General features: G+C 71.3%; 20 protein-coding genes and 2 pseudogenes. 11 read left to right on the top strand and 11 right to left on the bottom strand.

The features are described from left to right. Nucleotides 1–335: 335 nt before the first annotated feature. A pseudogene (locus CYQ11_RS30835) lies at nt 336–641 on the bottom strand (hypothetical protein); the annotation flags it as partial. A gap of 15 nt (nt 642–656) precedes the next feature. Here CYQ11_RS30835 and CYQ11_RS29100 point away from each other — a divergent pair. After that, the gene (locus CYQ11_RS29100; RefSeq protein ID WP_146104622.1) at nt 657–857 is read left to right on the top strand and encodes a hypothetical protein; all 201 of its coding nucleotides are present in this window, start codon (nt 657–659) and stop codon (nt 855–857) included. Here CYQ11_RS29100 and CYQ11_RS00530 read toward each other — a convergent pair. The 3 genes from CYQ11_RS00530 to CYQ11_RS00515 all read right to left on the bottom strand — a co-directional run bounded on the left by CYQ11_RS00530 (nt 835) and on the right by CYQ11_RS00515 (nt 4,630). Continuing rightward, the gene (locus tag CYQ11_RS00530; protein ID WP_099198481.1) at nt 835–2,064 is read right to left on the bottom strand and encodes an MFS transporter; all 1,230 of its coding nucleotides are present in this window, start codon (nt 2,062–2,064) and stop codon (nt 835–837) included. The two genes, CYQ11_RS29100 and CYQ11_RS00530, sit on opposite strands and share 23 nt — an antisense overlap. Before the next feature lie 504 nt (nt 2,065–2,568). After that, the gene (locus tag CYQ11_RS00520) at nt 2,569–3,129 is read right to left on the bottom strand and encodes a LysE family translocator (RefSeq protein WP_099198480.1); all 561 of its coding nucleotides are present in this window, start codon (nt 3,127–3,129) and stop codon (nt 2,569–2,571) included. 1 nt (nt 3,130) lies between these two features. Further along, a complete protein-coding gene (locus CYQ11_RS00515) occupies nt 3,131–4,630 on the bottom strand; it encodes a DUF885 family protein (protein ID WP_099198479.1) in 1,500 nt (499 codons plus the stop codon). Between the two features lie 54 nt (nt 4,631–4,684). Here CYQ11_RS00515 and CYQ11_RS00510 point away from each other — a divergent pair, with 54 nt between their 5' ends. Together CYQ11_RS00510 and CYQ11_RS00505 are read left to right on the top strand one after the other, a co-directional pair. Next, nucleotides 4,685–6,058, top strand: coding sequence for an aminotransferase-like domain-containing protein (locus CYQ11_RS00510; RefSeq protein WP_099198478.1), 1,374 nt, complete (start codon nt 4,685–4,687; stop codon nt 6,056–6,058). A 431-nt stretch (nt 6,059–6,489) separates the two neighbouring features. Beyond that, entirely contained in the window at nt 6,490–6,810 is a 321-nt protein-coding gene (locus tag CYQ11_RS00505; RefSeq protein ID WP_099198477.1) for a NucA/NucB deoxyribonuclease domain-containing protein, read from the top strand. An 883-nt stretch (nt 6,811–7,693) separates the two neighbouring features. Here the strand turns inward: CYQ11_RS00505 and CYQ11_RS00490 are convergent. After that, nucleotides 7,694–8,080 (bottom strand): annotated as a pseudogene (locus tag CYQ11_RS00490) (MerR family transcriptional regulator); the annotation flags it as partial. 297 nt (nt 8,081–8,377) lie between these two features. On the opposite strand from CYQ11_RS00490, the gene tap reads away from it, so the two are divergent. Next, entirely contained in the window at nt 8,378–10,666 is a 2,289-nt protein-coding gene (tap, locus tag CYQ11_RS00485; RefSeq protein WP_099198475.1) for a telomere-associated protein Tap, read from the top strand. A 13-nt stretch (nt 10,667–10,679) separates the two neighbouring features. After that, nucleotides 10,680–11,237 carry a telomere-protecting terminal protein Tpg gene (gene tpg / locus CYQ11_RS00480; protein WP_099198474.1) on the top strand — a complete coding sequence of 186 codons (558 nt, stop codon included), beginning with the start codon at nt 10,680–10,682 and terminating at the stop codon, nt 11,235–11,237. A gap of 39 nt (nt 11,238–11,276) precedes the next feature. On the opposite strand, the gene CYQ11_RS30065 is transcribed toward tpg, so the two are convergent. After that, nucleotides 11,277–11,402, bottom strand: coding sequence for a LuxR C-terminal-related transcriptional regulator (locus CYQ11_RS30065; protein ID WP_420894488.1), 126 nt, complete (start codon nt 11,400–11,402; stop codon nt 11,277–11,279). Beyond that, entirely contained in the window at nt 11,381–12,247 is an 867-nt protein-coding gene (locus CYQ11_RS30830) for a sensor histidine kinase (RefSeq protein ID WP_420894486.1), read from the bottom strand. Before CYQ11_RS30830 ends, CYQ11_RS30065 begins: the two co-directional genes overlap by 22 nt. A gap of 261 nt (nt 12,248–12,508) precedes the next feature. Here CYQ11_RS30830 and CYQ11_RS00470 point away from each other — a divergent pair, with 261 nt between their 5' ends. The 3 genes from CYQ11_RS00470 to CYQ11_RS00460 all read left to right on the top strand — a co-directional run bounded on the left by CYQ11_RS00470 (nt 12,509) and on the right by CYQ11_RS00460 (nt 16,631). Next, a complete protein-coding gene (locus CYQ11_RS00470) occupies nt 12,509–13,888 on the top strand; it encodes a glycosyltransferase family 4 protein (protein ID WP_099198503.1) in 1,380 nt (459 codons plus the stop codon). 476 nt (nt 13,889–14,364) lie between these two features. Continuing rightward, nucleotides 14,365–15,840, top strand: a complete 1,476-nt coding sequence (locus tag CYQ11_RS00465) for an MFS transporter (protein ID WP_205041784.1) — start codon at nt 14,365–14,367, stop codon at nt 15,838–15,840. Between the two features lie 236 nt (nt 15,841–16,076). Further along, nucleotides 16,077–16,631: a GNAT family N-acetyltransferase gene (locus tag CYQ11_RS00460; protein ID WP_099198501.1), complete on the top strand. Its 555-nt coding sequence runs from the start codon at nt 16,077–16,079 to the stop codon at nt 16,629–16,631. A 1,429-nt stretch (nt 16,632–18,060) separates the two neighbouring features. On the opposite strand, the gene CYQ11_RS00450 is transcribed toward CYQ11_RS00460, so the two are convergent. From CYQ11_RS00450 to CYQ11_RS00435, 3 genes are all read right to left on the bottom strand, one after another. Further along, on the bottom strand, nt 18,061–18,435 hold the full coding sequence (locus CYQ11_RS00450) for a hypothetical protein (protein WP_099198472.1): 375 nt from the start codon (nt 18,433–18,435) through the stop codon (nt 18,061–18,063). Nucleotides 18,436–19,010: 575 nt separating this feature from the next. Then, entirely contained in the window at nt 19,011–19,355 is a 345-nt protein-coding gene (locus CYQ11_RS00445; protein ID WP_481135912.1) for a DUF6882 domain-containing protein, read from the bottom strand. Between the two features lie 174 nt (nt 19,356–19,529). Then, nucleotides 19,530–20,141 carry an SMI1/KNR4 family protein gene (locus CYQ11_RS00435; protein ID WP_099198471.1) on the bottom strand — a complete coding sequence of 204 codons (612 nt, stop codon included), beginning with the start codon at nt 20,139–20,141 and terminating at the stop codon, nt 19,530–19,532. A 280-nt stretch (nt 20,142–20,421) separates the two neighbouring features. Between CYQ11_RS00435 and CYQ11_RS00430 the strand changes: the two genes are divergently transcribed. Beyond that, entirely contained in the window at nt 20,422–21,414 is a 993-nt protein-coding gene (locus CYQ11_RS00430; protein ID WP_099198470.1) for an endonuclease/exonuclease/phosphatase family protein, read from the top strand. Nucleotides 21,415–21,446: 32 nt separating this feature from the next. Then, nucleotides 21,447–22,454: a DUF2278 family protein gene (locus CYQ11_RS00425; RefSeq protein WP_099198469.1), complete on the top strand. Its 1,008-nt coding sequence runs from the start codon at nt 21,447–21,449 to the stop codon at nt 22,452–22,454. Between the two features lie 187 nt (nt 22,455–22,641). On the opposite strand, the gene CYQ11_RS00420 is transcribed toward CYQ11_RS00425, so the two are convergent. After that, complete coding sequence (locus tag CYQ11_RS00420) at nt 22,642–23,022, bottom strand: nuclear transport factor 2 family protein (protein WP_099198468.1); 381 nt, start codon at nt 23,020–23,022, stop codon at nt 22,642–22,644. A gap of 112 nt (nt 23,023–23,134) precedes the next feature. Here CYQ11_RS00420 and CYQ11_RS00415 point away from each other — a divergent pair, with 112 nt between their 5' ends. Then, nucleotides 23,135–23,716 carry a TetR/AcrR family transcriptional regulator gene (locus CYQ11_RS00415; RefSeq protein ID WP_099198467.1) on the top strand — a complete coding sequence of 194 codons (582 nt, stop codon included), beginning with the start codon at nt 23,135–23,137 and terminating at the stop codon, nt 23,714–23,716. The last annotated feature ends 80 nt before the right edge of the window (nt 23,717–23,796 follow it).

Below are 23,796 nucleotides of genomic sequence, written 5' to 3'. Positions count from 1 at the left end.
CGAAGCAGTGGAGTGGTCATGGGGTGGGAGACGGAGGAGTTCGGGTCTTCTCATGTCGGCGTGGCAGGGGCGGTGCTGCCGGATGGCACGGAGCCGAAGCCGGCCTTCATCGACAATCCACATGGGAACGTCCACCACTTCAGGGCCGAGCACCGTGTACTGCTCGGTTGGGAACACCGCATCGGCCAGGACGGCGAGTGTGTCCAGCTCATCGCTCACGCCAGATAGCTGTTACGCGCGTCGGGTACGGCCTCGTCGGTCCCGGCTGGCGCAAGGCCGAGGACGACAAGGCCTGATGAACAGGGCAGCAGACCGACGTTACTGACTTCGGCTCGTCAGCGTGACGCTGGATTGTCGAGGGCCAGGCCGGTGCCTGCCATGAAACCGTCGAGAGTGTCGGGCCGGTATCGGAGGCGCTCGAGCCGGGGGTGGGTGCGCAGGTGGTGGCACAGTCGGGTGCGGGAGCCGGGCCGCACGGCCAGCCCGGCCATCTACAGGCGCCCCGAGCGTCGCCCACTGGCTGTCACGACCGGGGTGTGGCCGCGCCGGCCCCAGGTGCGTCCTTTGGGCGGCCGACGGGTGAAGCCCGCCTCATCCTCGAAGCATATGCAGCCTCCGCATGCCGCCCGGGCGCTTTTGACGGCGAGCCGGCAGCCGTGTGGCACCACGTCCGTAAGGACCTCCAGCAGCAGGCGCTGTACCTGGTATGGGCGCACGGCCACCTGGAGGTTGAGGCAGAAGCCACACGCATCCAGCGCTTCGCGAACGTCTTCCCAGGCGTGGCGGGCAGTACGACGGCCGGGGTGCTGGCGGCGCCGGGCCTGGGCGCGCTGCTCAGGCGGCGGGCCGCACGCTGAGCGCGCGGCGCCCCGACAGCGCCCTCCGGCTCGCCGTCGCCACGAGCAGCGCGGCCGCCGAGGCCCCCGCCGGCACGGCGTAGCCCGCGGCGCCCAGGTGCTCGACGGCCCAGCCGCCGGTCGCCGAGCCCGCCGCTATGCCGCCGAGCAGGCCCGTCACGGCCAGCGTCATGCCCTCGTTCAGGCTGCCCGGCGGGGTCAGGCCCTGGACCAGGTTCATGCCCGTGACCATGGTGGGCGCCGTCGCCATGCCCGCCAGGAGCAGCGCGGCCGCGAGGAGCGGCAGTCCGCCGCCCGCCGTCGTCGTCAGCAGCGGCAGGAGTGCCAGGGCGGCCATCGCCGCCAGACAGCGCGGGAAGCGGGCGGACGCCGGGGAGGCCGGGCGCCTCAGCCCGTAGAGCAGGCCCGCCGCGCACGAACCCGCCGCCTGAAGACCCAGGACGGCGCCCGCGGCCGCCCGGTGGCCCTGCGCGTCGGCGAAGCCGATGGTCACCACCTCCAGCGAGCCGAACAACGCGCCGGTGCAGATGAAGACGGCCAGGATCGCGGCGAGTCCGCGATTGCCCCGCAGGGGCGAACGCTGCTTCAGGGGAGTGGCCGATACCGGGGGTTCGGTGCGCTTCTGTGCCGCGAAGAGCACCGCGCCCGTGACGAACATCAGCGTGGCGGTGAGCGTGCCCGCCCCGGGGAAGAAGGACGTGCACAGGAACGTCGCGAGGACCGGGCCGAGCATGAAGCACACCTCGTCCACGGCCTGTTCGAAGGCGTTGGCGGTGTGCAGGGCGGCCGGGTCGGCGCGCAGGAGGTGCGCCCAGCGGGCACGCGACATCCCGCCCGTGTTGGGGCTGGTCGCCGTCGCCGCGTACGACGCGAACAGGGTCCAGGCGGGAGCGTCGGCGTGCACGCACAGCACCAGCGACAGCGAGCCCAGCGCGGCGAACGCGGCGGCCGGGACGGTGACGCGCGCCTGGCCGTAGCGGTCCACGAGCCGGGCCGTCCACGGGCCCGCCAGCGCCGTCGCGGCGAGGCCCGTCGCGGTGACGGCGCCGGCCAGCGTGTACGAACCGCGCTCGGCGGAGATCATCATCACGGCGCCGACGCCGAACATGCCCATGGGCAGCCGGGCGAGCAGGTTCCACGCGGTGAAGGCGCGGGCGCCGGGGAGGGCGAACAGGCGGGCGTACGGATTGGAGCGGAGCGAGGGCATGTCCTCAGCCTCGCCGCGCCCCGGTCGCGCGGTCCAACACCTGATCGCTCGCCATTCACGCACATCTGTTGTGGACTGCCCTGCGTGCCCTACGACATAGAGCCGCGACTCCTGCGCGCCTTCGTTGCCGTGGCCGAGGAACCGCACGTCACTCGCGCGGTGACCCGGCTGCTCACCGCCCAGCATGCGCTCGGCCGCGACGTGCGGCGGCTGCGCCGCCTGTCCACGGGGCCGCGTCGCGCTTGCGTGTGCCGGCGTGCTGCTGCCGGGCCGAATCCAGGCTGTGACGAGGAAACTGTCGAGGGGCTGCGCCGGGTGTGGGCCCCTCACTCAGGGGCTTGTAGATCGCCGTGGTCTTCGATGCCGGTCAGTCGATCGGTGAGGGCAAGCAGCGGGCCCCGCAGACGGCCCGCGAGGCCGGTCGGCGGTCAAACGGGCGCAGCGCGGTGACTGGGGCTGAAGCGCCTCCGATCAGCGCGGCGCTGCTGCTCCGTCGACGGGTCGTCACGCGAGTGCCGCGTAGCCCGCGAGCGCCAGGTAGATCACCCCCGGCCACCGCCCGCCGACCCGCAGCCGGCCGCCCACCGCCGCCCCGGCCAGCGCGTAGCCGAGATCGACGGCCAGCGCCAGCGCGAAGAACACCGCCCCATGGACGAGCAGCCCGGCCTGCGTCGTCGTGAACTGCGGCAGGAACGCCAGGAAGAACAACCCGACCTTCGGGTTGAGCAGGTTGACCAGTACGCCGTCCCGGAACATCCGGCCCGCCGACTCCGGGACGATCGGCGCTGCGGCTGCCGGCCGGGGCCGCAGGGCACGCAGCCCCAGCCAGAGCAGATAGCCCACCCCGGCCCACCGGATCGCGCCGGACGCGACGGGCGCGGCGGCCAGCAGGGTGGCCGCCCCGGCCACCGCGAGGCCAACATGGGCCAAGGTGCCGGCCTCCACGCCGAGCGCGGACAGCAGCCCGGCCCGGCGGCCGTGCGCGGCGGCGCGGGTCACGATGTACACCATGTTGGGCCCCGGCACCGCGATCAGCACCGCAGAGGCCAGTACGAACGCCCACATCTCAGTCCCCCAGCGCCCGGTCGAGCAGGCCCAGCGGCGGCGCGCCGAGGCCGAGCAGCGCCGCGTGGAACCGGCCGAGGCTGAACCCGGAGCCCCATTCGGCCCGGGCCCGGTCCCGCAGGTCGAGGATGGCCAGCTTGCCCCACGTGTACGACATGGTCAGCGGCTCCCGGAACACCCGGTGCACGGCGGCGTCGGCGGCCGGCCCGGCGAGCAGGGCGTCCACGGTGAACCGGTGGCGCGCCTCCGCCACCGACATCGTCCTGGCCTGGAAGCCGATGGTGCAGGCCAGCCGCGTGATCCGCAGCAGCGCGTCCCGGGCGACGCTCGCCACGAACCGCGGATCGCCGTCCCGGAAGCCCTCCTCGACGGCGAGCTGCTCGCAGTAGTGCGCCCAGCCCTCGACGAAGGCGGCGGAGTGCAGGGTGCGCCGGACGTCCCCGGCGGCGCGGCGCAGCGCCCGGCCGTGCGCGTGATGGCCCGGGGCCGCCTCGTGCAGGGCGATGTTGGCCAGCCCCGACCGGTTGTACAGCGACAGCCACTGCGCGCTCCGGTCCGCCGGCCAGCCCGGGGCCGGCGGGGTGATCCGGAACCAGCTCGGCCCGTCCGGCTCGTACGGCGCGGCCATGGTCAGCGTCGCCACCTGGTGCGCGTCGGTCGGCGGGGTGACCCCGACCCGGCACTCGCCGTCCAGGTACGGCACCAGCCCCCGCTCCGCCGTCCACGCCTCGACCTCGGCGACCAGCTCGACGGCCAGCTCCAGCACCCCCGACGGCGACGGGTGGTCGGTGAGGATCCCGGCCATGGTCACCTCCGCCGGCACGGCTGGGTCGATCCGGCCGCACGCCTCGATCAACCGGTCCCGCCACGCGTCCCGTTCGGCGTCGAGCCGGGCGGCCAGCGCGGTCAGGTCCACCTCGACCGCCTCGGTCGCCCCGGCCAGCCGGGCCAGCGCCGACTCGCCGAGCGCCGGGTCCGGATCGCCGGTGCGGGCCGCGTGCCGCAGGTGCGTGGTGAGCCGGTCGAGGGCGGCCCGGGCGGGCGGCTCGTCAGTAACCAGGTGGGCCAGGCCCCGGGCCGTGTCGAGGGCTGTCTCGGCCAGCGGCGCCGGCACCCGGTCGAGGGCGGCGATCGCTGCGTCCACGGCGTCCGGCCAGCCCGCGAGGTGCGTCCGGCGGGCGGCGGCCCGCTCGGCGGCCGGGGCGTACTCGCGGTCGTAGCAGGTGACGTCGAGGTTCTCCAGGTGCGGGGTCGGGTCGAACCGGTGCAGCTCCAGCTCGCCGTAGCGGACCCACAGCGCGTGCTCGAAGGCGGAGAGCTGCCGTTCGTCGTGCGGGTCGGCGACGGGGGAGCCGCCGAGCGCGGCCAGGCCGCGGCGTACCCCGTCGGGGGAGAGGTCCTGGAGCAGCCCGTCGTACTCGTGCCGCCCCGCGTCCGTGCGGGTCGCCGGCACCATGAGATCGGATACCGCCCGCAGCCGGGCGTCCTGCGATGTGATCATGGAGCCGAGTCTTGTCGGCGCGGCGGCCCGTCACCCGGGCCAATGGGGGGAGATGTGGACCGGAACTGGACCGCGGCCGAGCTGGCCGAGATCCTGGGCGACTGGGCGACCGCGCCGGGGCCGCTGTACCGGCGTCTCGCCGCCGCCCTCACCGTCGCCGTGGAGGCCGGCGACCTCGGGACCGGTGAACGGCTGCCGTCCGAACGGGAGCTGGCCCAAGCGTTCAGGCTGAGCCGGGCCACCATCGTCGCGGCCTACGACCTGCTTCGGGACGCCGGCACGCTGGACACTCGCCGGGGCAGCGGCAGCCGCGTGCGCGGCGGCCCGGGCAAGCGTGGCATCTCCGGGGCCGAGTCCGGCACGGCGGTGGTCCGCAGGCTCGCCGCCGGGCCCGGCCCGCTGATCTCCCTGGCCCGCACCGCCGGTGAGCCGCCCACCGACCTGGCCGCCGAGCTCGCCGCCCTCGCGGCCGAGGACCTGCCCGCGCTGCTCGCCGACGCCGGCCACCACCCGCGCGGCCTGCCGGTGCTCCGCGAGACCATCGCCGACCAGTACACGGCCGACGGCCTGCCCACCACCGCCGACCAGATCGTCATCACCACCGGGGCCACCCAGGCGATCAGCCTCGCGATCACTTGCTTCGTCCGCCGCCGCGCCACGGTCGTCGTCGAGTCCCCGGGCTGGCCCGGCTGCCTCGACGCCTTCCACGCGGCGGGCGCCCGGCTCGTCCCGGTCGGGCTGGACGCCGAGGGAGCCGCCGTCGCCGAGCTCGCGCCGGCGTTCGCGGCCGGGCCGGCGCTGGCGTACCTGATGCCGACCTTCCACAATCCGACCGGCACCCTGATGTCGGCCGCCCGCCGCCACCGGATCGGTGAACTGGCCGCGCAGCACGGCGTGCCGGTGCTGGAGGACAACGCCTACTGCACCACCCTGGGCACGCCGCCGCCCCCGCCGTTGGCCGCGTACGCGCCGCGCGGCGCGACCGTCCTCAGCGTCGGCTCGGTCACCAAGACGATCTGGTCGGGCCTACGGGTCGGCTGGCTCCGGGCCCCCGCGCCGATCGCCGAGCGGATCGCGCGCCTGAAGACCCTCGCCGACCTGGGCAGCCCCGTGCTGGACCAGGCGCTCACCGCCCGGCTGTTGAGCCGGCCCAGGCCGCCGGACACCGAGCCGCTCCGCCGACTGGCCCACCTGGAGGCGGCCCTACGCGCCCGGCTACCCGACTGGCGGTGGCGCCGACCGGACGGCGGCTCGGCGCTGTGGATCGAACTGCCCGACATGGACGCCCGGGTCTACGCCCAGGTAGCGCTGCGGCACGGAGTGGAGGTCGTGCCGGACGCGACGCACATCCGGGTGCCGTTCACCCTCCCGGCGGCGACGCTCACCGAGCTGGCCGAGCGGCTCGGCCGGGCCTGGGACAGCCGGTAAGTCCCAGGCCCGGCGGGCCGGTACCGCCGCGATCGGGGCGGTTGTGCATCTGCGGCCGCGGCCATCGGGGAGGGCCGGGACCTGTCCTCGATGTGCTGCGGCGTCCTGGCCGACACCGCCTACCGTTCCACCGTTTGCTGCCGACCTGACGGCCCGGCCTCACTTCAGGTGCCGGGCGAAGAACCGGGCCGCGTCGTCCACTTCGAACCACGTGCCTACGTCTTCCCCGGCTCCCTGCCGATCCTGAACTACTACGCCACTCCCGGTTCGCCCACCGAACAGGTCGGCAAGCACATCGCCGACGCCCAGTACACCCCCGACACCACCTACCCTCGGACAGCCCCGGCCGGCATCCCGAACCCCCGCGCCAAGCGCATTCCCGGCGCGTACTTCAACGCCCCGCTGCACCGCATCACCGAGGCCGGCCCCGAGTGGAAGACCAAAACGCCCACAAGAACGCGGCCGGCAAGGACCGCGGTGACTACAAGGGCATGGGCCTGCCCGCGGAAAAGCAGCCCAAGAGCGGCCAGCAGTGCGATGAGTACCCCTTCCGCACCACGCTGGAAGGTGCCGCGAGCAAGGACTGGGACTTCTCCCTACGCGCTGTGGACCGCTCCGACAACGCCGGCGCGGGCAGCCGCCTGAAGCTGTACGTCCTGCACGAGCGGATCCTGCGCTGGGACGCCGGCCTCGCCGACCCCCAGAGGTCCAACGACGCCTACTGGGTCAACGTCCGCTACTCCATCCGCTGACCTCCGCCCCCGGCAGACCTGGCCGATCCGGTCGGCCCGGCCCGCCCCCGTCCATCCGACGGAGGCGGGCCGGGCATTGCCCGGCAGCGGGCCGCCGGGCCCCAAAGCAATCACGATGCCGGCCGACGCGAACCCGACCGCACCGCTGGCGCGTCGCCCTGTGCTCGCAAGGCGGGGGATCGCCGGCGTACCGGGTATGCCGGATGCCGCCGGACAGGCGGAGACGGTGGCGCGGTCGAGGCGCGCGGCGGGCCGTGACGGGCGCTGGGCCGGACCTCCGATGCCCCGGAGGGACGCGGTCGGCGCTTCTCCGTTCCCGGACCGGATATCTAGACTGCTGGCATGGTTTCGGGGGGCTGGGGATGGTTTACGACTGTCGCGTCGATCCTGATCGGCCAGACCACGGTTGTGACGATGGGCTTCATCAACAACCGCTCCCAGGCGAGGCGGGAGGCGCGGGCAGGCTGGCCGAGCAGTACAAGGTGATCACGGAACGCCGTGAGACGTTCGAGCTGGCCCAGCTCGTCGAGGTGAACACCCTGCTGCGGAACGCCATGACGTCCCTCCACGCCTTCGGTTCGGCCAGGCGGCACTACCGGTCGCGCCTGCGGGAGGACCCGGCCGCGCCGCCGGAGACCTACCGGCAGCCGATGCTGGACGCTTCCGCCGCGTCGGACGCCGCTCTCGACGCCCTGCGGTCCCAGATCGGCTTCATCCTGGCGGATGACGTCCGGGCGCTGGCCGACGCCGCGGAGAAGGCTCTGACGATGGCCGCGGCGGGCGTCCTGCTCGACCAGTCGATCGACTCCGGCACCCTGGGCGCAAGGGCCAACGCGGCGTACGAAGCCTTGGCCGCCCGGCTCCGGGACATTTACGCGACCCGAGAGTCGGCTGTGCCGACGGCTTTAAGCGCCGCAATCGGAAGACCCGGCACATTGCCAAGGACGGACTTGATGACAGCAGCCTTCTGCTGTGCCGTCACCGCGTCGCCGACGACCTTCGCGACATGCTCGTCGAGCATCCGGGATGCCGCGTCAGGCCCGGAACCGAATACCGCCTCGACACCAGCGAGGGGCATGGCAATCTCACGGAGTTGACGCAACACGGTCGCCCGAGCCACCTGGTCAGCGCTGTAGTAGCGGTAACCCGAGACCGGGTCGACCTCGGCAGGGGGCAGCAGCCCGGAGTCGGCGTAGAACCGCAACGCGCTGGAGGTCAGACCACTGCGCTGGGCAAAGACCCCGATCGGCATCAGAGCATCGTTTGGCACCGCACCATCATCGAACTTCAACCAACTTGAAGGTCAACACCGACGAGCGGCGCGCCACCAGGAGGTGGCCGCCCCCCGTACCGGGACCCGGGTCAGGCCGGTGCTGGGCAGAGGGGCCGGGTCAGCCGGCATGGCACGAGCGTGCGGTCGCGCCGCCGCGCAGAGCGGACCGGACACCGAGGCGGCGCAGCGGCAGGTGACTCGCTCACGCAACCCGCCACTCCAACCAAATTAAAGGTTAAAAACAAAGGCAAGTTGGGAGATAAATTCTGCTAGTGTGCGGGGTGGAGGTGAGGTATGCCCACCGAGGAAGAGCTGTTCGCGGCGGTGGACGCGCTGTTGGAGGGTGAGCCGCAGTTGCCGCCCCCCGCCGAACGGGCACGGCTGCGTGAAGCGGCCAAACTGACCCAGGCGCGTCTGGCGCAGGTGCTGCAGACCACGACGCAGACAGTGAAGAACTGGGAGGCCGGCCGCAGTGAGCCGCGGCCGCCGCGTTTCCAGGCGTACCTGCGGCTGCTGGAAGGCTGGGCGCAGAAGTACCCGCCCCACCCCCAGACGCCTGCGGAGCCCGAGTCACCTGCGGAGCCCGAGTCACCTGCGGAGCCCGAGTCGTTGGCCCAGCCCGGGTCACCGGCCCAGCCTCAGCAGCAGGCACAGCCGCAGACGTTCGCCGGCCCCGCCGAACCTGCCCCCGTGGCCCCGGCCCCCGTGCCCCCCCAGGCCACCCTCGCCGCCCCTGAAGCGGAACCCGCCGTGCCGCGTTCGCCGTCGCGCCGTCCGGATGCGAAGAAGGCGACCGCGAAGGCCACCCCGGTTCTCCCGCCGGCCGCCGCCGACCCGCGCTTCGCCCATGGCCCGCTGCTCGTCATCGACGCCGGCACCGACACCGGCCGGCAGGTGACCGGCTACGGTGTCGGCGGCCTGATCGTGGACGTGCCCGCCAAGTCCCTGCCCGCGCTCGTGGAGTGGACCCTCGCCGAGGCGCAGCTCGGGGCGGAGAAGCTGCATGGCTGTGGGAAGGACGCGGACCCGCTGCTGGTGCTCACCGCGGCCGCGTGCGAACGGTACGGGTTGCCGGTGGAGCTGTCGGAAGCAGAGCGGCTGGCCGGGCGGATCCCGGACGGTCACAAGGTCATCAAGCAGCTTGAGCGGGCCGAATGGCAGCTGACCCAGCGCGGCTTCGGTCCGTGGGCGCGGATCTACCGCCCGGCTCAGGGCCGCACGCGCCGGTGCGTACAGCTGTGCATCCCGTCGTGGGGCGCGCTGGACGCCCGCTCGTGGGGCCATTCCGCGCAGCTGGAGCCGGCCGAGCTCGCCCGGGTGCTGGGCACCTACGCGCGGCGGGTGATGACGCCGGTCGGCGCCACCGCCGTGACGGGCGTGGAGCTGATGACCGCGCTCAACCCGCCCACCCGCGCGAGCGAGCCGGACGAGACGGGCAAGCGGCACCCCGAGCACCGTCCCGGCTCGCTGGGCCGGCACCCCATGGATCCGGCGCCGTGCGAAGCGACCGACGGACACCCGGTCCTGGCCCAGCTGCCCCGCTTCCACGTGCGCGGCCCGGCGGAGAAGCTGTTCGAGGAAGCGTATGACTGGGCGCGTGACCTCACCGACGACGAGTGTATGAAGCGCTACCTGGTCGGCATCGACGTCAACCTCGCCTTCGGCGCGGCCGCCAACGGCGCGGTCGTCGGCCTCGCGTCGCCGCCCGTGCACGTCACCAACCCGGTCTTCGACGCGGCCCTGCCCGGGGCGTGGCTGGTCGACCTCTCCCACGTCGACCTCTCCCGCGTCCAGGTCGCACGGCAGTGGCGGCAGCTGCGGGGCGACCTGCTGCCCAGCCCGTTCACGCCGACCGGCGAGCACCCCACCGGCCCGGCCTGGTACGCCACCCCGACCGTGGCGTACGCGGTGGAGCTCGGCTACGACGTCGCTCCGCTGGAGGCGTGGGTGCGCCGCGAGAAGGGCAAATTCCTCGACGGCTGGTACAAGCGGCTGCGCGACGCGTACGTCGAGACCATGGGCGACCTGGGCGTCGCGGAGAAGCTGCCGCCCGAGGAGTTCCTCAAGGCGATGGACGGCTACAAGAGCCGTGACCCGGAGATGGCGATCGTCCTGGACGCCGTCAAGATGACGACGAAGGGCGGCATCGGCAAGCTGCAGGAGAAGGCGCGCGGCGGAGGCTGGCGCCCCGGCCAGGCATGGCCGGCGCTCACCCGGCCGACGTGGCGCCCGGACATCCGGGCGACCGTCATCTCCCGCGCCCGCGTCAACATGCACCGCAAGATGGTCGCCCTCGCCGCCGCCACCGGGCAGTACCCCCTCGCGATCCTCTCGGACTGCGCCGTCTACGCCGCCGACGGGCCGTCCCCGCTGGACGTCCTGCCCTACGACGCCGACGGCAAGACGCTGCCGGGCAGCTTCCGGCTCGGGGTGTCGCCAGGCATGGTCAAGCACGAAGGCACCCAGAGTGTGCTGTGGGGCGCGGAGGTCCACGAGCGACTCGGCACGAAGGACGGCAAGGTCGCCAACCTCGCCCGCTACATCAAGACCGGCGAGGTCACCGCCAAGGACACCGGAGAATAGGAGACGAGGACCGATGGTCACGGTCGGGGAAGGCCTCGACAAGGCGGTACAGGGCGCGTTCACGCGCCCGGCCCCCAAGTCCGCCGGCGCCCAGATGCGCTACCTGGTCAAGCAGCACAAGCACAGCACGAAGGCCGTCGCCCAGCTGCTCGGCATCACCCAGCGCACCGTCGAACGCTACGTGAAGGACCAGATCAAAAAGCCCCGCTCCGACCTCGCCGCCCGCATGGAACATGAGGTCAAACAACGCTGGCAGCCACAGATCCGGGCCAAGGCCAAGCACACCGCGGCCACCACCGGCGGGATCATGATCGACACCCGCGCCCGGTTCGGCTTCACCGCCGCCCCAGGCACCACCGACGACGCCCGCCTGCGCCACCTCACCCTGGCCCTGCCCCCGACCCACGCCGCCCGCCTCTTCGAAGCCCAGGAGCGGGGAGCCACGGAAAACCAGCTGCGGCAGATCGCCGCCGAGGCCCTGGGGGAGGTCTACTTCCGCGACGACGGCCGCCGCGCCCACGGCCTGGAGGTGAGGCTCACCGACGTGGAGCACCTCGAGTTCGACCTCTGACCCGGCCCTGAGAGGAGCCCGGTCAGCGTACCCGCCGTATCACGCCCTGCCGGAGCGGTTGACCAGCAGGGCGATCTGCACGCGGTTGTTCAGGCCGAGCTTGGCCAGGATGTGCGCGACATGGGATGTGACGGTGGGAAGACTCATGCAGAGGTCGGAGGCGATCTGGGCGTTGGTCCTGCCCTGGCCGATGGCGACCGCGACCTCCAGCTCGCGGTCTCCCAGAAGGTGTCGGTCAGGGGAGTGCGCAGCACGCCGAGAACCTCCTGCAGATCCTCCAGTGCGTCGTGAGCGCTGGAGCGGATGACCGATGCGGCCTGCCTGACCTGGTCGGCGGGCGCACCGGGGTTGGCCTCCCATGCTCCGGCATGCACGCTCAGCAGCGACAGGCGGTGCGCCAGGACGTCGTGCATTTCGCGTGCCAGCGATTCCCGTTCGCGCTGACGGACGTGGTCGGCGCGCAAAGCCGCCTCCGTCCTGGCGTGCTCGGCGCTCTCGCGCGACACGCGCACGAACAGGCCCCATCCGACAGCTGCGCCCACCAGCACGCCCACCAGCACACTTCCCGTCGGCGCTGCCGCCGGGATATCCACGTCGACGAGGCGCGAGTGCATTGCCAAATACAAGGCATAGGGCAGTACAGCGACCGCCGTGACCACGAGAGTGGTCCGCCAGGGGCGCATCGCGGCAGCGGTGAACAGGGCGACGAGGGCCGCGGGAATCAGCGGCCAAATGGTCGACAGGAGCACCAGCACCACGGCGATGGCAACCGGCCACCGCCACAACAGCACACTGCCCGCCAGCGGCACCAGCAGATCCGTGCGGCCCCTGAGCGGCGCTGGAAAGACATGATCCAGCGCCATGGAGACGACACCGGTGAGCCGGGGATACAGCCACACGCCCTTCCCCCGCGCGTAGCCCACGGCCAGCGAACAGACCGAAGCACCGATCACGACCGTCGCGTCGATGACGCGACCACGACGGGCGGGGTCGATTTCCTTCGGGCTCACAGAAACAAAGCATACGTCGCAGACCCACCCCGCATAGCCCTCGGAGCTGCGACGAGCCCGTCGGCATCCTCTTTCCTATGTCTAAGTACATTCCGCTGCCGCGACTCATCCTTTCGACTCGTTCTTTCGCCACCGCATAACCACCGACTTTCTCCTGATGCGTGGACGTTTTCCTGCCTCTAACCTTCCTTCCATGAGCTGTTCCAGGAATTCCGTCGCCGCTCGATATGCGCCCAGCGCCGAGAAGTGTTCGACTTCGTGATGCGCATCGCTTTTCTCCTGAACAACGCCTACGCCATCGGTGGCACGACCAGAACGACCTTCAATCTGGCCGCGTCGCTCGCCGAGCGGCACGACGTGCGCCTCGTCTCCGTCTTCCGGCACCGGGCGGCACCGCTGCTCGAGGCGCCACCGGAGGTCCCCCTCACCGCCCTGGTGGACCGCCGCCAGGGGACTGCGGACATGGCGGATCCGCGCACCCGGCAGCCCGGCGTCCACTTCCCCGCGGGCGACAGCCGCGCCAGTCTCTACCACCGGCTCGCCGAGCAGCGGATCATCGACTGGCTGGCCGAGACCGACGCGGACGCCGTGATCAGCACCCGTACCGGCCTCAACGTCCTGCTCGCACGCTTCGGGCCTCGCGATGCCCTGCGCATCGGCCAGGAACACCTCACGCACGACACCCATCCGCACCGTCTCCGCCGCGAACTCCAGCGCTGGTACCCCCATCTGGACGCGCTGGTGACGATGACGCGCGCCGACGCCCGGGCCCACCGCACCGGCCTGCGCCTCCCGTACGAAATGATCGAAGCCATTCCCAACAGCGTGCCCGCCACCACGCTGCCGCCGGCCGACTGCACGGCCAAGGTCGTCGTGGCGGCCGGGCGCCTGACCCGGGTGAAGCGGTACCACATGCTCATCGAAGCCTTCGCCCGCATCAGCGCACAGCGTCCCGACTGGACCCTGCGCATCTACGGCGGGGGCCCCGAGAAGGACCGCCTCGCCGCGGACATCGACCGTCGCGGCCTGCACGACCGGGTGCGGCTCATGGGAGCCGTCACCCCACTCGACCCCGAGTGGGCCAACGGGTCCATAGCGGCGGTCACTTCGGCGCAGGAGTCCTTCGGCATGACCATCACGGAAGCGATGCGCTGCGGCCTGCCCGTGGTGAGCACGGACTGCCCGCACGGCCCGCGTGAGATCATTCGCGACGGCGTCGACGGCCTCCTGGTACCGCGCGACGACGTACACGCCTACAGCGCCGCTCTCTTGCGCCTCATGGACGACCAGCAACTGCGCACCCGGATGGGAGCAGCCGCCCGCGAACGTGTCGCCAGCGCCTTCGCTCCCCAGGACGCCGCCCGGCGTTACGACGAGTTGCTCACCGCCTTGCGCGCCCGCCGCAGCTCTCTTCCCTCCGACACACCCGGGCTACGCGAAGGCCCTCGGCTCCTGGGGGCGGCGGCACTGTACCGGGCCACCGGCGCCCTGCTCGCACACGGAGCACTGCGCCGCCTGCGCCGCCTGCGCCGCACCCCGCTCGGAGCCCGCGTGGGAGCGAAGCGCCGGCACGTGCAGTGGTCCTTCGCGCTCTTCGCGGCGGTGGCCACGCTGGTCTTCCTCGCTGGTGTCATCACCTGAGGATGGGTGGGGCGTCAGCATCCCGCTGCCCGCCGGCCTCATCCGGCGGCCGACTCGGCGCAATCGGCCGGAGCCCGGCCTCTTTGAAGGAGAGGGATGCGCGGCACGGGAAGCGCCGATGAGGCCCGGATGCGCCGGTCGCGGGCGGTCCCGGGTCCCCGGGATCAGCGTGGGCGGCCCGGAAAACCGTTTCTCTCGGTGACAGGAGGCCGCTTATGCTGGCCGGGTTCTTTCACTGCCCTCTGTGGGCGTGTGCGTGTCCTTCGAGGTGATGACGTATATCCCAGGCCCAGTAGCCGTTCTTCCGGGCTCTGCCCGCGGACGCCTGCCTGTGCTGACAGGCGGTCGGTGCTGTCCGCTGTGAAGACGGTGTTCCCGATGGCCTGGGCTCCGTGACACATTCCTGTGCGCAGTAGGCGTACACGGGCCTTGGCCTGCCCGTTCTCCCTACTGCTCCGAACAGGAACCCCCTCTCCGTGTCTCGTGACACCCGCAACGCCCCGCTCCGCCCGGGCCACACCTCCGCCGGACCGTCCTCGCGCCGTGACTGCCGGATCATGCTGGCCATTGTGCTGGCCGGCGAGCTGATGGCCGTCTTGGACGCGTCGGTCGTCGACACCGCCCTGCCCTCCATCCAGGCGGACACCAGTGTCTCGGCCGCCGGTCTGCAGTGGATCCATGCCGCCTACGGGCTCGCGCTCGCCCTCGGGCTGATCACCGGCGGCCGGCTCGGTGACCTGTACGGCCGCAAACGGACCTTTCTGCTCGGCGCCGGCGCCTTCACCGCCGCCTCACTGCTGTGCAGCCTCGCCGCCGGCCCCGCCGCGCTGATCGCCGCCCGCGCGGTGCAAGGAGCCGGGGCAGCGGTGATGGTCCCGCAGGTCCTGGCCACCGTGCACGTCGCCTTCGACGGCAGCGACCGCGCCAAGGCGTTCGGCCTGTACGGGACCGTCATGTCGGTGGGCAGCGTCGCCGGACCCGTCCTGGGCGGTGTCCTCATCCAGGCCGACCTGTTCGGCCTCAGCTGGCGTTCCCTCTTCCTGATCAACGTCCCCCTCGGCATCGCCACGGTCCTGCTCGGACACAGGTACCTGACCGAGTCCCACAACAGGCAGGCCCTGCGCCTCGACCTCCTGGGCATGGTCCTCTCCGCGCTCGGACTGCTCCTGATCGCCTACCCACTCAGCGCGGGCGGCTCCCACCACTGGCCGTGGTGGACGTTCACGGCCATGGCCGCGGGCGTGGCCGTGCTGGTGGGCCTGGTCTTCCAGCAGCGGAACAAGACCTGCAAGGACGGCTCCTCGCTGGTGGTGCTGTCCCTGTTCTCCGGTCGGCCGTTCTCCGGAGGGCTGACCGCCCAGCTCGTCCTGGGGCTGCTGTCCGGCCTGTTCTTCATGTGCTGGACGCTCTTCATGCAGCAGGGTCTGGGCCTGAGCCCGTTGCGGGCGGCGATCGGCTTCCTCCTCCTCACGCTCGCCGAGATCGGAGGAGCCTGGCTGGCCATGACGGCCGTCGCCCGGCACCAACGCCGCGTACCTCAGGTCGGCGCCCTGCTCGCCGCTCTGGCCCTGACCGTGTTCCACCTGCTGGTCACCACGTACGGCACCGGTCTGTCGATGACCGCCATGGCCCTGCCGGTCCTGGCGCTGGGTCTCGGACTGGGCATGATCGGCGCCCCGCTCACCGACCTCACCCTGGGCCGCGTCGGCGAAGCGCACGCCGGATCGGCCTCCGGTCTGTTCAACACCGCCACCCATCTCGGCATCGCCCTCGGCGTCGTCCTCACCGGGGTGGTCTTCTTCTCCCATGACCAGACCGCGGCCGCCCGCGGCACCGACGTCGCCGACGCCTTCACCGCAACGCTCCCGTACGTGATCGGCGGCCTGCTGACCATGTGGGCCTTGATGTTCTTCCTGCCCCGCCCAGCCTCCCGACGCACTCGCCGGCCCTGAACGCCCGGCTCGGGGTGGGAGACGAGGACGAGTCCCCGCTCCGAGCTGGGCGTGGTCGTAGCAGGCGGTGGTTTTGTTCAGCTGCTTCACGTCGGCGGCCTCGAACCAATTCGTTCACCCGTTTCGTGGCGAGCGTGCAGCGGACGCCGTAGCCCCTCATCGTGGGCTGCGGCCTCATGTCCGCCGAGGCCGTAAAGCGGTGGACAGCGCTGCGGCGCTGGGCGAGCATCTCCGCGATGAACAGCGAATCTCTCTCCACACCCAAACGCGTCCGCTTCGTAGAGCTCAGCGCAAAGGCGCTGCGGGCGCTTGCTGACGGTGACCTCGCTGGCGGCAGCGCCGAGGCCGGGGTCGCCCTTGACGAACACTTCGTCGGTGACCGGGCCCGCCGGATCTTCGGCTATCGCGCTGACCAGCTCGCCGAGAACCCCTCTGTCGCGCCCTGGATCGCGCGTGCCGCGGTGTCCGAGCCGGACGGGACCGTCGTCGGCGACGCCGGGTTCCACGGGCCGCCGGACGAGGCCGGCATGGTCGAGGTCGGCTACACCGTCGTGCCCGGGTACCGCCGCCAAGGCTATGCCCGCGCCATGCTGACGGCGCTGCTCGTCAGGGCTGCCACCGAACCCGGTGTCAGGACCGTGCGCGCCACTATCAGATCCGACAACCACGCCTCCATGGCCACCATCGCGGGCTTCGGTTTCACGCGCGTCGGCGAGCAGGGGGACGAGCGCGACGGGCTCGAAATCGTCTTCGAGGTCCCGGCAGACGCGATTCAGGCCGAGCAGTCTTAGAGCCATGGCGGACTTCGTGATCGTCCCGGTCGGGCCGTGACATGGAAGAGCCGCACGGGTGGGGTGAGCTGTGAGGCTGACCTGGGCCGGGCGGCCTGCTCCCGTCCTGCCCTGCCAGGTGCCTCACGCGCTCGTCAGGCCGTGGGAGACCGCGCGGCAGCCGGCCCTCCCCGAGGCCGGGGCGGGAGCGTCGGCGGTGGAGGGCGGCCCGAAACCCAAGCGAGTACAGGCCACGGGGCGGCTCCGACCGCGACCAGATCACCGCGATCTGCGACGCGGTCGACGAGCTCCGGAAGGAGGTGCCCAGGGCCCGCATGACCGGCCCTGGCGTTCACCCAGGCCACACGGCCGAGAGGGAGAAGTCAGTCGTGGAATCGAGCGGTTGCCCGTTTACCAGGAGACTTTGGCCCCTCCTGATTCACCCCGGTCAAACCAGACTGTACCGCCGCCCACGCCTCCCTTCTCCGGGTGACGCCGCTTGTTCTGCGCGAACACGCCGCCCCAGCCTCCTGTTCCGCCCTTGCCACCTGCACCGACGTCGGAGGGATGTGCTCCCCGAGGACGGCCACCCAGGTGTCCGCGCCCGTTCCGACCGGGTGCGCTGGTGCCGCTGGCGACGCCGGTGCACTCACCTGAGCCACCGCTTCCACCGGCCCCCCGAGCGCCGTCAGCACCCGTTCTTCCGACTTTTCCCCGGCCAAAGGTCGTGTTGCGGCCTGGGTTTCCTCCCTCTCCTCCCTTGCCTCCTTGTCCGCCCCGGCCGCCCCGGGCGGTGGCCGCGATGCCGTTGCCGGGCACGGTCAGCGTGGTGGTGCCGCCGTCACCGCCGTGCTGGCCGTCGCTTCCCTTACGGCCGGGTTGGCGCTGTGCGGAAGCCGGAGCACCACCGTCTGCGCCTTCGACACCTGTGCCGCCGCGGCCGATGGACAAGGTGAGGGTCGAGCCGGGGGTCACCTTGATGGTGCACCGTGTATGAGCGCCCCCACCGCCCCCGCCACCGACGCCTCCGGACCCACCGCTTCCTCCGCTGGTGTAACCGTCGGCGTGTCCGCCTCCTCCGCCGCCACCCCCTGCGGCACCGCCGCCGCCTGCGCCCCAGAGGTCGGCGGTGATGGAGGAGACCCCCTTGGGCACGGTGAAGGTCGATGTGCCCGGAAGGAGGAACTGCTTGCTGTGGCTCGGCGCAGCCTGCGCCTCGGGCGCGAGGGGAACGGCAAGAGCCAGGGTGGCCAAGGCGGCCAGCACTCCAGGTGCCCGGCCGGCGTTAGCGCGTGTCACGACATCTCCGATTCGACAAGCCGACCCCGAAGGGGACGGACGAGTGCGGTCAGCACCCGAAGAGGGTGCTGTGGATGTTTTGAGCGCGTCGTACCGTCCCGGTCCCGCGCCCACCGCGTGTGCGGCGGGCGGGTCCGGGACGAGCGTGGTGCTACTTCGCGGCGGCGTCGACGGTGGCGCCGGCACCGGAGGTGACCGCCTGGGCGGCGGAGTTGGCGGTGTCCTTCAGGGCGGTCACCGGACCCGGCTCCGGCTGCGACGGTGAGGAGCTGGGCGGTGGCTGCTCCTGCGACGAGGACGAGGAGCCGCCCTTGGCGTCGTAGGTGTAGGTGTCGGTGATCTTCCGCTCCTTGGTGATCTTCCCCGGAGCGGGGGAGACGATCGCGATGGGCAGCGGGCCGAGGCCGTCATCGTGGCCGTGACGATGGTGGTCATCAGCCATGGCGGTGGACGCCTGGCCCAGCACTGCACCACCGGCCGCCACGGCCAGCATCACGGCCGCCACACGGCTGCGCATCGAAGACATGGAGAACTCCTTCTCGAAAAAGCACGCACCGCACACCGGGTGGTGGCGGTGTGAGACACAACGCGAGGGAGGTGCTGCCCCTGCGGGCGGCCGGGCTGCGCCGCGGTCACGGCTGGACAGCACGCAGCCCGGCCCCCTGCGGACTCCGCCCCGGCGAGGGCAGGGCAAGGACTACCGGTGCGACAAGCGGGAGGTCAAAACATCCGACCGACACCCGACCTCCACCACCTCGTACACCCGGGCCGCCTCCGATAAGCCGTGCGTACAGCCATGACAGTCACCAGCTACCGGGTGGGATGCGAGGTCGTCCTGCGCCGGTTAAACACCTCGAACGAGTGGCCGGATGGTTGATGCGACAGATGCTCCCACGATGGAGTGACGCGATGCCCTGCGCTTGAGCCCCTGTGAACCGGGGCGGGGCCGGGCCCACGCTCGCACGCTCGCGCCGAGAGCCGAGACATCCCGACGATGCTCGGACCGCCTTCACCGAGGAGGTGATCTCCAAGCTTGACGTTCAACGCCCGACGGCCGGCACCGGCAGCGAGGCGCCTGGCCCCCGTCACCGGCACCGTCATTCAGCGGTGAGTGCCAAGTCGTGGACCAGGAAGTGGAGCTGCATGTCGTCCGTGGAGTCCGCCCACAGCCCCTCGGCATCGAGCACAGATGCCGCGACCATCCGGGCCTCGGAGACCAGCTTGGGCTGGTAGTTGAGGCCCGGCCACGGCAGGACGGGGAAGTCGTTCTCCTCGCCGAACTGCCGGACCCGCTCGAATGCCGCCCAGGACCGCGTCCGGCAGCGACGCGTTCGCCCAGGACCACAGCCAGGTCTGCTGGGCGAGGCTGACACTGCCGATCATCGTGAGCCGGCCGGTGAGGAACACCTTCCCCTCGCGCGACCACGTGATCTGTGCGTGGTCCATCGACCAGTGGTACTGCACGGTTCGCCGGGGAGCGGTCGCCATCGGCTTCGGCAGCGACAGCGGCCCTGGAGGGGCCGCCGCTGATCTGCACCCGGGCGACCGGTTACCAGCTCGGCGTCGAACGGGCCGCCCTGGAGGCGTACGAGCGGACCGTCGTCAGCGAGAAGACGGTGGTCAGTCCCACCAGTCGATGCGTCCCTTGTCGTCGACCTTGGGCCGTGGGACAGCTCCGAACCAGGACTGGTTGTTGTGCTGGGCCATGGATTCGGCTGTTTCGTGAAGCCAGGAACCCAAACTGGGCCACCCCAGGAAACATGCCTGGTCAGCATGGCCAGCGTCACCGAGGTGGTTGTGCCACATCCCTGGCCCCGCCTCGATGAACTGCTCGTCCCCGTCGCTTCCCGCGAAGGGCACCCACTGCGTCCCCCACCACGGGGTCTCCGCCTGGTCGGGATCGTCAGGCTCCCAGCCGTCCATCCGCATCTCGCGGGACGCGATGATCTCCGCAACCGAGTACAGCCGTCGGCAGGGCAACACACCGAGCAGGGAGGTGTCGCCGTCGTGACACAGGAGTGACTCCCTCAGGTCCCCAGGCAACGGGAAACCCAACCGCTCCTCAGCCTCCTTGATGGATTGCTTCGATGCGGGAGGCCGGAGTTCTGACAAGGCCCTCGGCGCATGCTCGCCAGCCACGCGTCGATGCGCCGCCACGACACCGCGACAGGCGGAAATACCGGATCTATGCCCCGTCGGGGCGGCTGGATCATCACGCTCGTCAGCATGCATCACTGTCGATCAGCGAACCACGTCGGGAACCCTCCCCTTTGGAATCAAGCCCTTTATGTGCCTGTCTGGCGGGGTATGGTCCGTTCTGCCGCGCGGTCGGGATGGCGCGCACCGCGTGGTTCCCTGCGTGAGTGGGGATGCCCCCTGGCGACGCCGCCGCCCCCGCGCATCCCGTCGGGAACCCGACGGGATGCCCCGGATGTCGGCGTGGCGACGAGGAGTTACGGGAGTTACGGTGGACAAGTAACGCAAATCCGGCGCCTCGTTGCGGAGGCCGGCCATGACCGTCGTCAGAGTTGGCACGTTCAACCTCAACAACCTCTTTTCGCGTTTCAACTTCCAGACCGAGATCGACGCCGTCCACACCGCGGCCGGCAGCGACGGCGGCGAGCTCGCCGTCAGTTACGAGTTCAACGACCCCCACCGGTTCAAGATCCGTACCTACAAGGGACGGCTGGTCAAGGGCAAGGACCCCGAGGACCAGAAGTTGATCGCCGGGCGCATCCTCGCGATGGACCTCGACGTCTTGGCCGTGCAAGAGGTCGAGGACATCGACACCTTGCGGTTCTTCTGCACCCGGGACCTCCGGCGCCTCTACCCTCACCTCACCCTCATTGAGGGCAACGACCGCCGGCTCATCGACGTGGCCCTCCTGTCCAAGTTCCCCCTCGGCGCCGTCACCTCCTGGCAGCACGCCGTCCACCCGGACCGGCCCGGCGAGCGGGTGTTCAGCCGGGACCTGCTGGAGGCCGACGTGATGGCCCCCGATGACCGGGACAAACGGTTGTTCACGCTGTTCAACAACCACCTCAAGAGTCAGTTCGTGGAGCACGACCAGGACCCCGTCGCCGGCAAGGCCGCCAATGACGAGCTCCGGCGCCGGCAAGCAGAGGTGGCGCAGCGGATCGTCGCGGCCAGGACCCGGCCCGACAGCCGTTTCCTCGTCCTGGGCGACATGAACGACGCGCCGGCGGCGGCGCCCCTCGCGCCCCTGGTGAACTCGTCAGGCCTGTCGCTGACCAACGCCCTGACCCACCCGACGCAGACGCGGGAACCCAAACCGGACGACCCGCCGCCACCCGCGTCGGGCGCGTGGACCCACCGCTTCAAGGAGAGCGGCAAGCCCGCCAAGTACGAGCTCTTCGACCAGATCTGGCTCAGTCCGGCCCTCGCAGAGCTCCAACGGGGCGCGTTCGTCGACCGGCGGACCCGGCACGCGGGGGACGGCAGCGACCACGACCCGGCCTGGGTGGAACTCGACCTGGAATTCTGAACCTTTCGCCATCTCCGTCACCAGAGGCAGCCATGCCCATCGCGAGATACGGCGTCCTCGCCTGCCGCGCCGTCGAACGGCGCCGCGAGGGGAGCGCCGAAACGCCGCACTACCAGATCCACCTCCTCGACAACAGCGGCACGCACTACCGGGCCGCGGTCAACGTGCTGTCGCAGCAGGCCCCGTCCGAGCTGCTCTACGCGGCCGACGACGACTTCCGTCACCCGCTGACGGCTGCGCTGCCCCCTGCGGGCAGCGGCTGGACACCGCTGCCCTCGGAGCGGGGCGGCGCGGCCCTGGACTTCATCCGCGGCAACATGTTCGTGCCCGCGTCCATGCGCACCCTGCCGCCCGACCTGCCCGGCGTGGACAACGACCTCGCCGACCTGCTGGACCACTACGTCGAGCGCGCCGTCGCCGACCCGACGACGGCCCTCTACCTCTTCGGGCAGCGGTTCGGCCCAGAACCGGGAAAGCCCGACGCCACGTTCGGCTTCCGGCCCGGCAACGGCGTCCACGACATCCACATGAACCAGGGCAACGTCGGGCGCTTCCGGAACGACGACGGGGTCTGGCAGGACGGCGCACTCCTCTTCCACCTGCCCGTGGAATCACGGTGGACGGCCATCTTCCTGGCCTTCCAGTCACAGGCCTGGCACACCGACGACGTCACCGGCCATGCCCTGCCCACCCCGGCGCTGCGCCCGTCCGTACGGGACGCGCCACTGCGCGTCGTGGGGGTGCGGACCGACGGCTTCCCGGCGACGGCGCCGGCGGAGTCCGTCACTCTCCTCAACGCCTCTCCCGAGCCCCTGGAACTGACCGGCTGGCAACTGGCAGACGCCCACGGCAACCTGCTCGCCCTGCCCGCGCAGATCCTCGCACCGGGAGATACGGCGACCGTCTCCGACGGCGACGGTTTCCACCTCGACAAGAGCGGTGGCGCGGTCACCCTGCTCGACCCCGGGGGACTGAAGGTCCACGGCGTCGCCTACACGGGCCAGCAGCGCCGGCGCGAAGGGTGGATGATCACCTTCTGAGGGACCGGCTCCGCGACACCCTCGCCCCCGGACGGCTGCTCCACCGCGGCCGAACCCTCGTCGGCACCGTCATGGGGTCCATGCGGATCCTCGCCCACACCCCCGCTCCACCACACTTCTGCAGAACGAACAGCTGCACGCAGGCCCTCTGGTCGGCAGCAGTTGTTGAGAATCTGGGTGCTCGCCATCAGACGAAGAAGGCATTCATGCCGGGGACGTCGGACAGGTAGGTCTCGATGTCGGCGATCCGGCCGTCCCGCAGACGGCAGACGGTGGTCAGGTACTCGTCGAGGATCGCGTCCGGGCGCTGGGCGGTGTTGTGCAGTGACAGGGCCATGTTCTCGCGGCTGACCAGGACGTGCAGCAGCTCGAAGGACAGGCCGTAGGAGGCTATCTTCTGGGCGCGCTCGACCACGGCGTCCGCGCCGACGACGGTGCCGCTGATGGTGTTGTCGCCCGGCAGCGTCCAGGTGGCGTCGTCGTGGAGCATGGACCGGATGGCCGGCCAGTCGCCGGTGATGAGTGCGGCGTGGAAGCGCTGGCCGAGGTCGTAGGCAGCGGTGGTCATGGCAGTCCCCTCCGGGATGATGGCGATAGCCATCTAAAGCAGTCAGGTTTGCTTTAGTGAGGCTAGCGTTCTTCGACCGCTAAAGCAATCCACTCTGCGTTAAGGTGGGGACGTGAACGCAGACACTCCCGCCAAGCGCCCGGGCGGCCGCAGCGCCCGCGTCCAGGCCGCGGTCCACCAGGCCGTCACCGACCTGGCCCGCGAGCGCGAGACGGCCCAGTTGACGATCCCCGCGGTGGCCGAGCGCGCCGGGGTCAACCCCACCACCATCTACCGGCGCTGGGGCACGCTGCAGGCCCTGCTGGCCGAGGTGGCAACCCTGCACACAGCCGACGCCCCGCCTCCCTCCAGCGGTGATCTCCGCACGGACCTGGAGGCCTACGCGATCCGGACACTGGCAGATCTGACCCGGCCCGGCGGCATCGCGTTCTTCCGGGCAGAGGTCGCCCCCGACATCGATGAACGCCGCAGCGGCCTCCGGGAATGCCTGCACCGCGCCACCGTCGGCCTTGAGGCGGTCCTCGAAGCCTCTCGCGGCCGGGGCGAAACTCCACCCTCAACCGAACGACTGCTTGACCGGATTGTCGCCCCGCTCTACTTCCGCGTCGTCTTCTCCATGCCGGACACCGACGAAACCTACGCCCGCGCCCTGGTCACCGACCTGTTCAGCGATCCCTCCCAACCGCAACGCTGACCGTCGTCGACGGTCGACGGTCGACGGTCGACGGTCGACGGTCGACGGTCGACCGTCGGCCGGTCTCCGGGCGCCTCGGC

The sequence above is a fragment of the Streptomyces cinnamoneus genome (assembly GCF_002939475.1).
GTDB classification, from domain to species: Bacteria; Actinomycetota; Actinomycetes; order Streptomycetales; family Streptomycetaceae; genus Streptomyces; species Streptomyces cinnamoneus_A.
This window is presented reverse-complemented; position numbering and strand designations above follow the sequence as displayed.

What these genes read in the sequence shown, in the direction of transcription:
- CYQ11_RS00530 (WP_099198481.1), bottom strand. Translation starts at nt 2,064, where the DNA reads ATGCCCTCGCTCCGCTCCAATCCGTACGCCCGCCTGTTCGCCCTCCCC.
- CYQ11_RS00520 (WP_099198480.1), bottom strand. Translation starts at nt 3,129, where the DNA reads ATGTGGGCGTTCGTACTGGCCTCTGCGGTGCTGATCGCGGTGCCGGGG.
- CYQ11_RS00515 (WP_099198479.1), bottom strand. Translation starts at nt 4,630, where the DNA reads ATGATCACATCGCAGGACGCCCGGCTGCGGGCGGTATCCGATCTCATG.
- tap (WP_099198475.1), top strand. Translation starts at nt 8,378, where the DNA reads ATGCCCACCGAGGAAGAGCTGTTCGCGGCGGTGGACGCGCTGTTGGAG.
- tpg (WP_099198474.1), top strand. Translation starts at nt 10,680, where the DNA reads ATGGTCACGGTCGGGGAAGGCCTCGACAAGGCGGTACAGGGCGCGTTC.
- CYQ11_RS00470 (WP_099198503.1), top strand. Translation starts at nt 12,509, where the DNA reads ATGCGCATCGCTTTTCTCCTGAACAACGCCTACGCCATCGGTGGCACG.
- CYQ11_RS00460 (WP_099198501.1), top strand. Translation starts at nt 16,077, where the DNA reads ATGAACAGCGAATCTCTCTCCACACCCAAACGCGTCCGCTTCGTAGAG.
- CYQ11_RS00450 (WP_099198472.1), bottom strand. Translation starts at nt 18,435, where the DNA reads ATGTCTTCGATGCGCAGCCGTGTGGCGGCCGTGATGCTGGCCGTGGCG.
- CYQ11_RS00445 (WP_481135912.1), bottom strand. Translation starts at nt 19,355, where the DNA reads ATGGACCACGCACAGATCACGTGGTCGCGCGAGGGGAAGGTGTTCCTC.
- CYQ11_RS00435 (WP_099198471.1), bottom strand. Translation starts at nt 20,141, where the DNA reads ATGCATGCTGACGAGCGTGATGATCCAGCCGCCCCGACGGGGCATAGA.
- CYQ11_RS00430 (WP_099198470.1), top strand. Translation starts at nt 20,422, where the DNA reads ATGACCGTCGTCAGAGTTGGCACGTTCAACCTCAACAACCTCTTTTCG.
- CYQ11_RS00425 (WP_099198469.1), top strand. Translation starts at nt 21,447, where the DNA reads ATGCCCATCGCGAGATACGGCGTCCTCGCCTGCCGCGCCGTCGAACGG.
- CYQ11_RS00420 (WP_099198468.1), bottom strand. Translation starts at nt 23,022, where the DNA reads ATGACCACCGCTGCCTACGACCTCGGCCAGCGCTTCCACGCCGCACTC.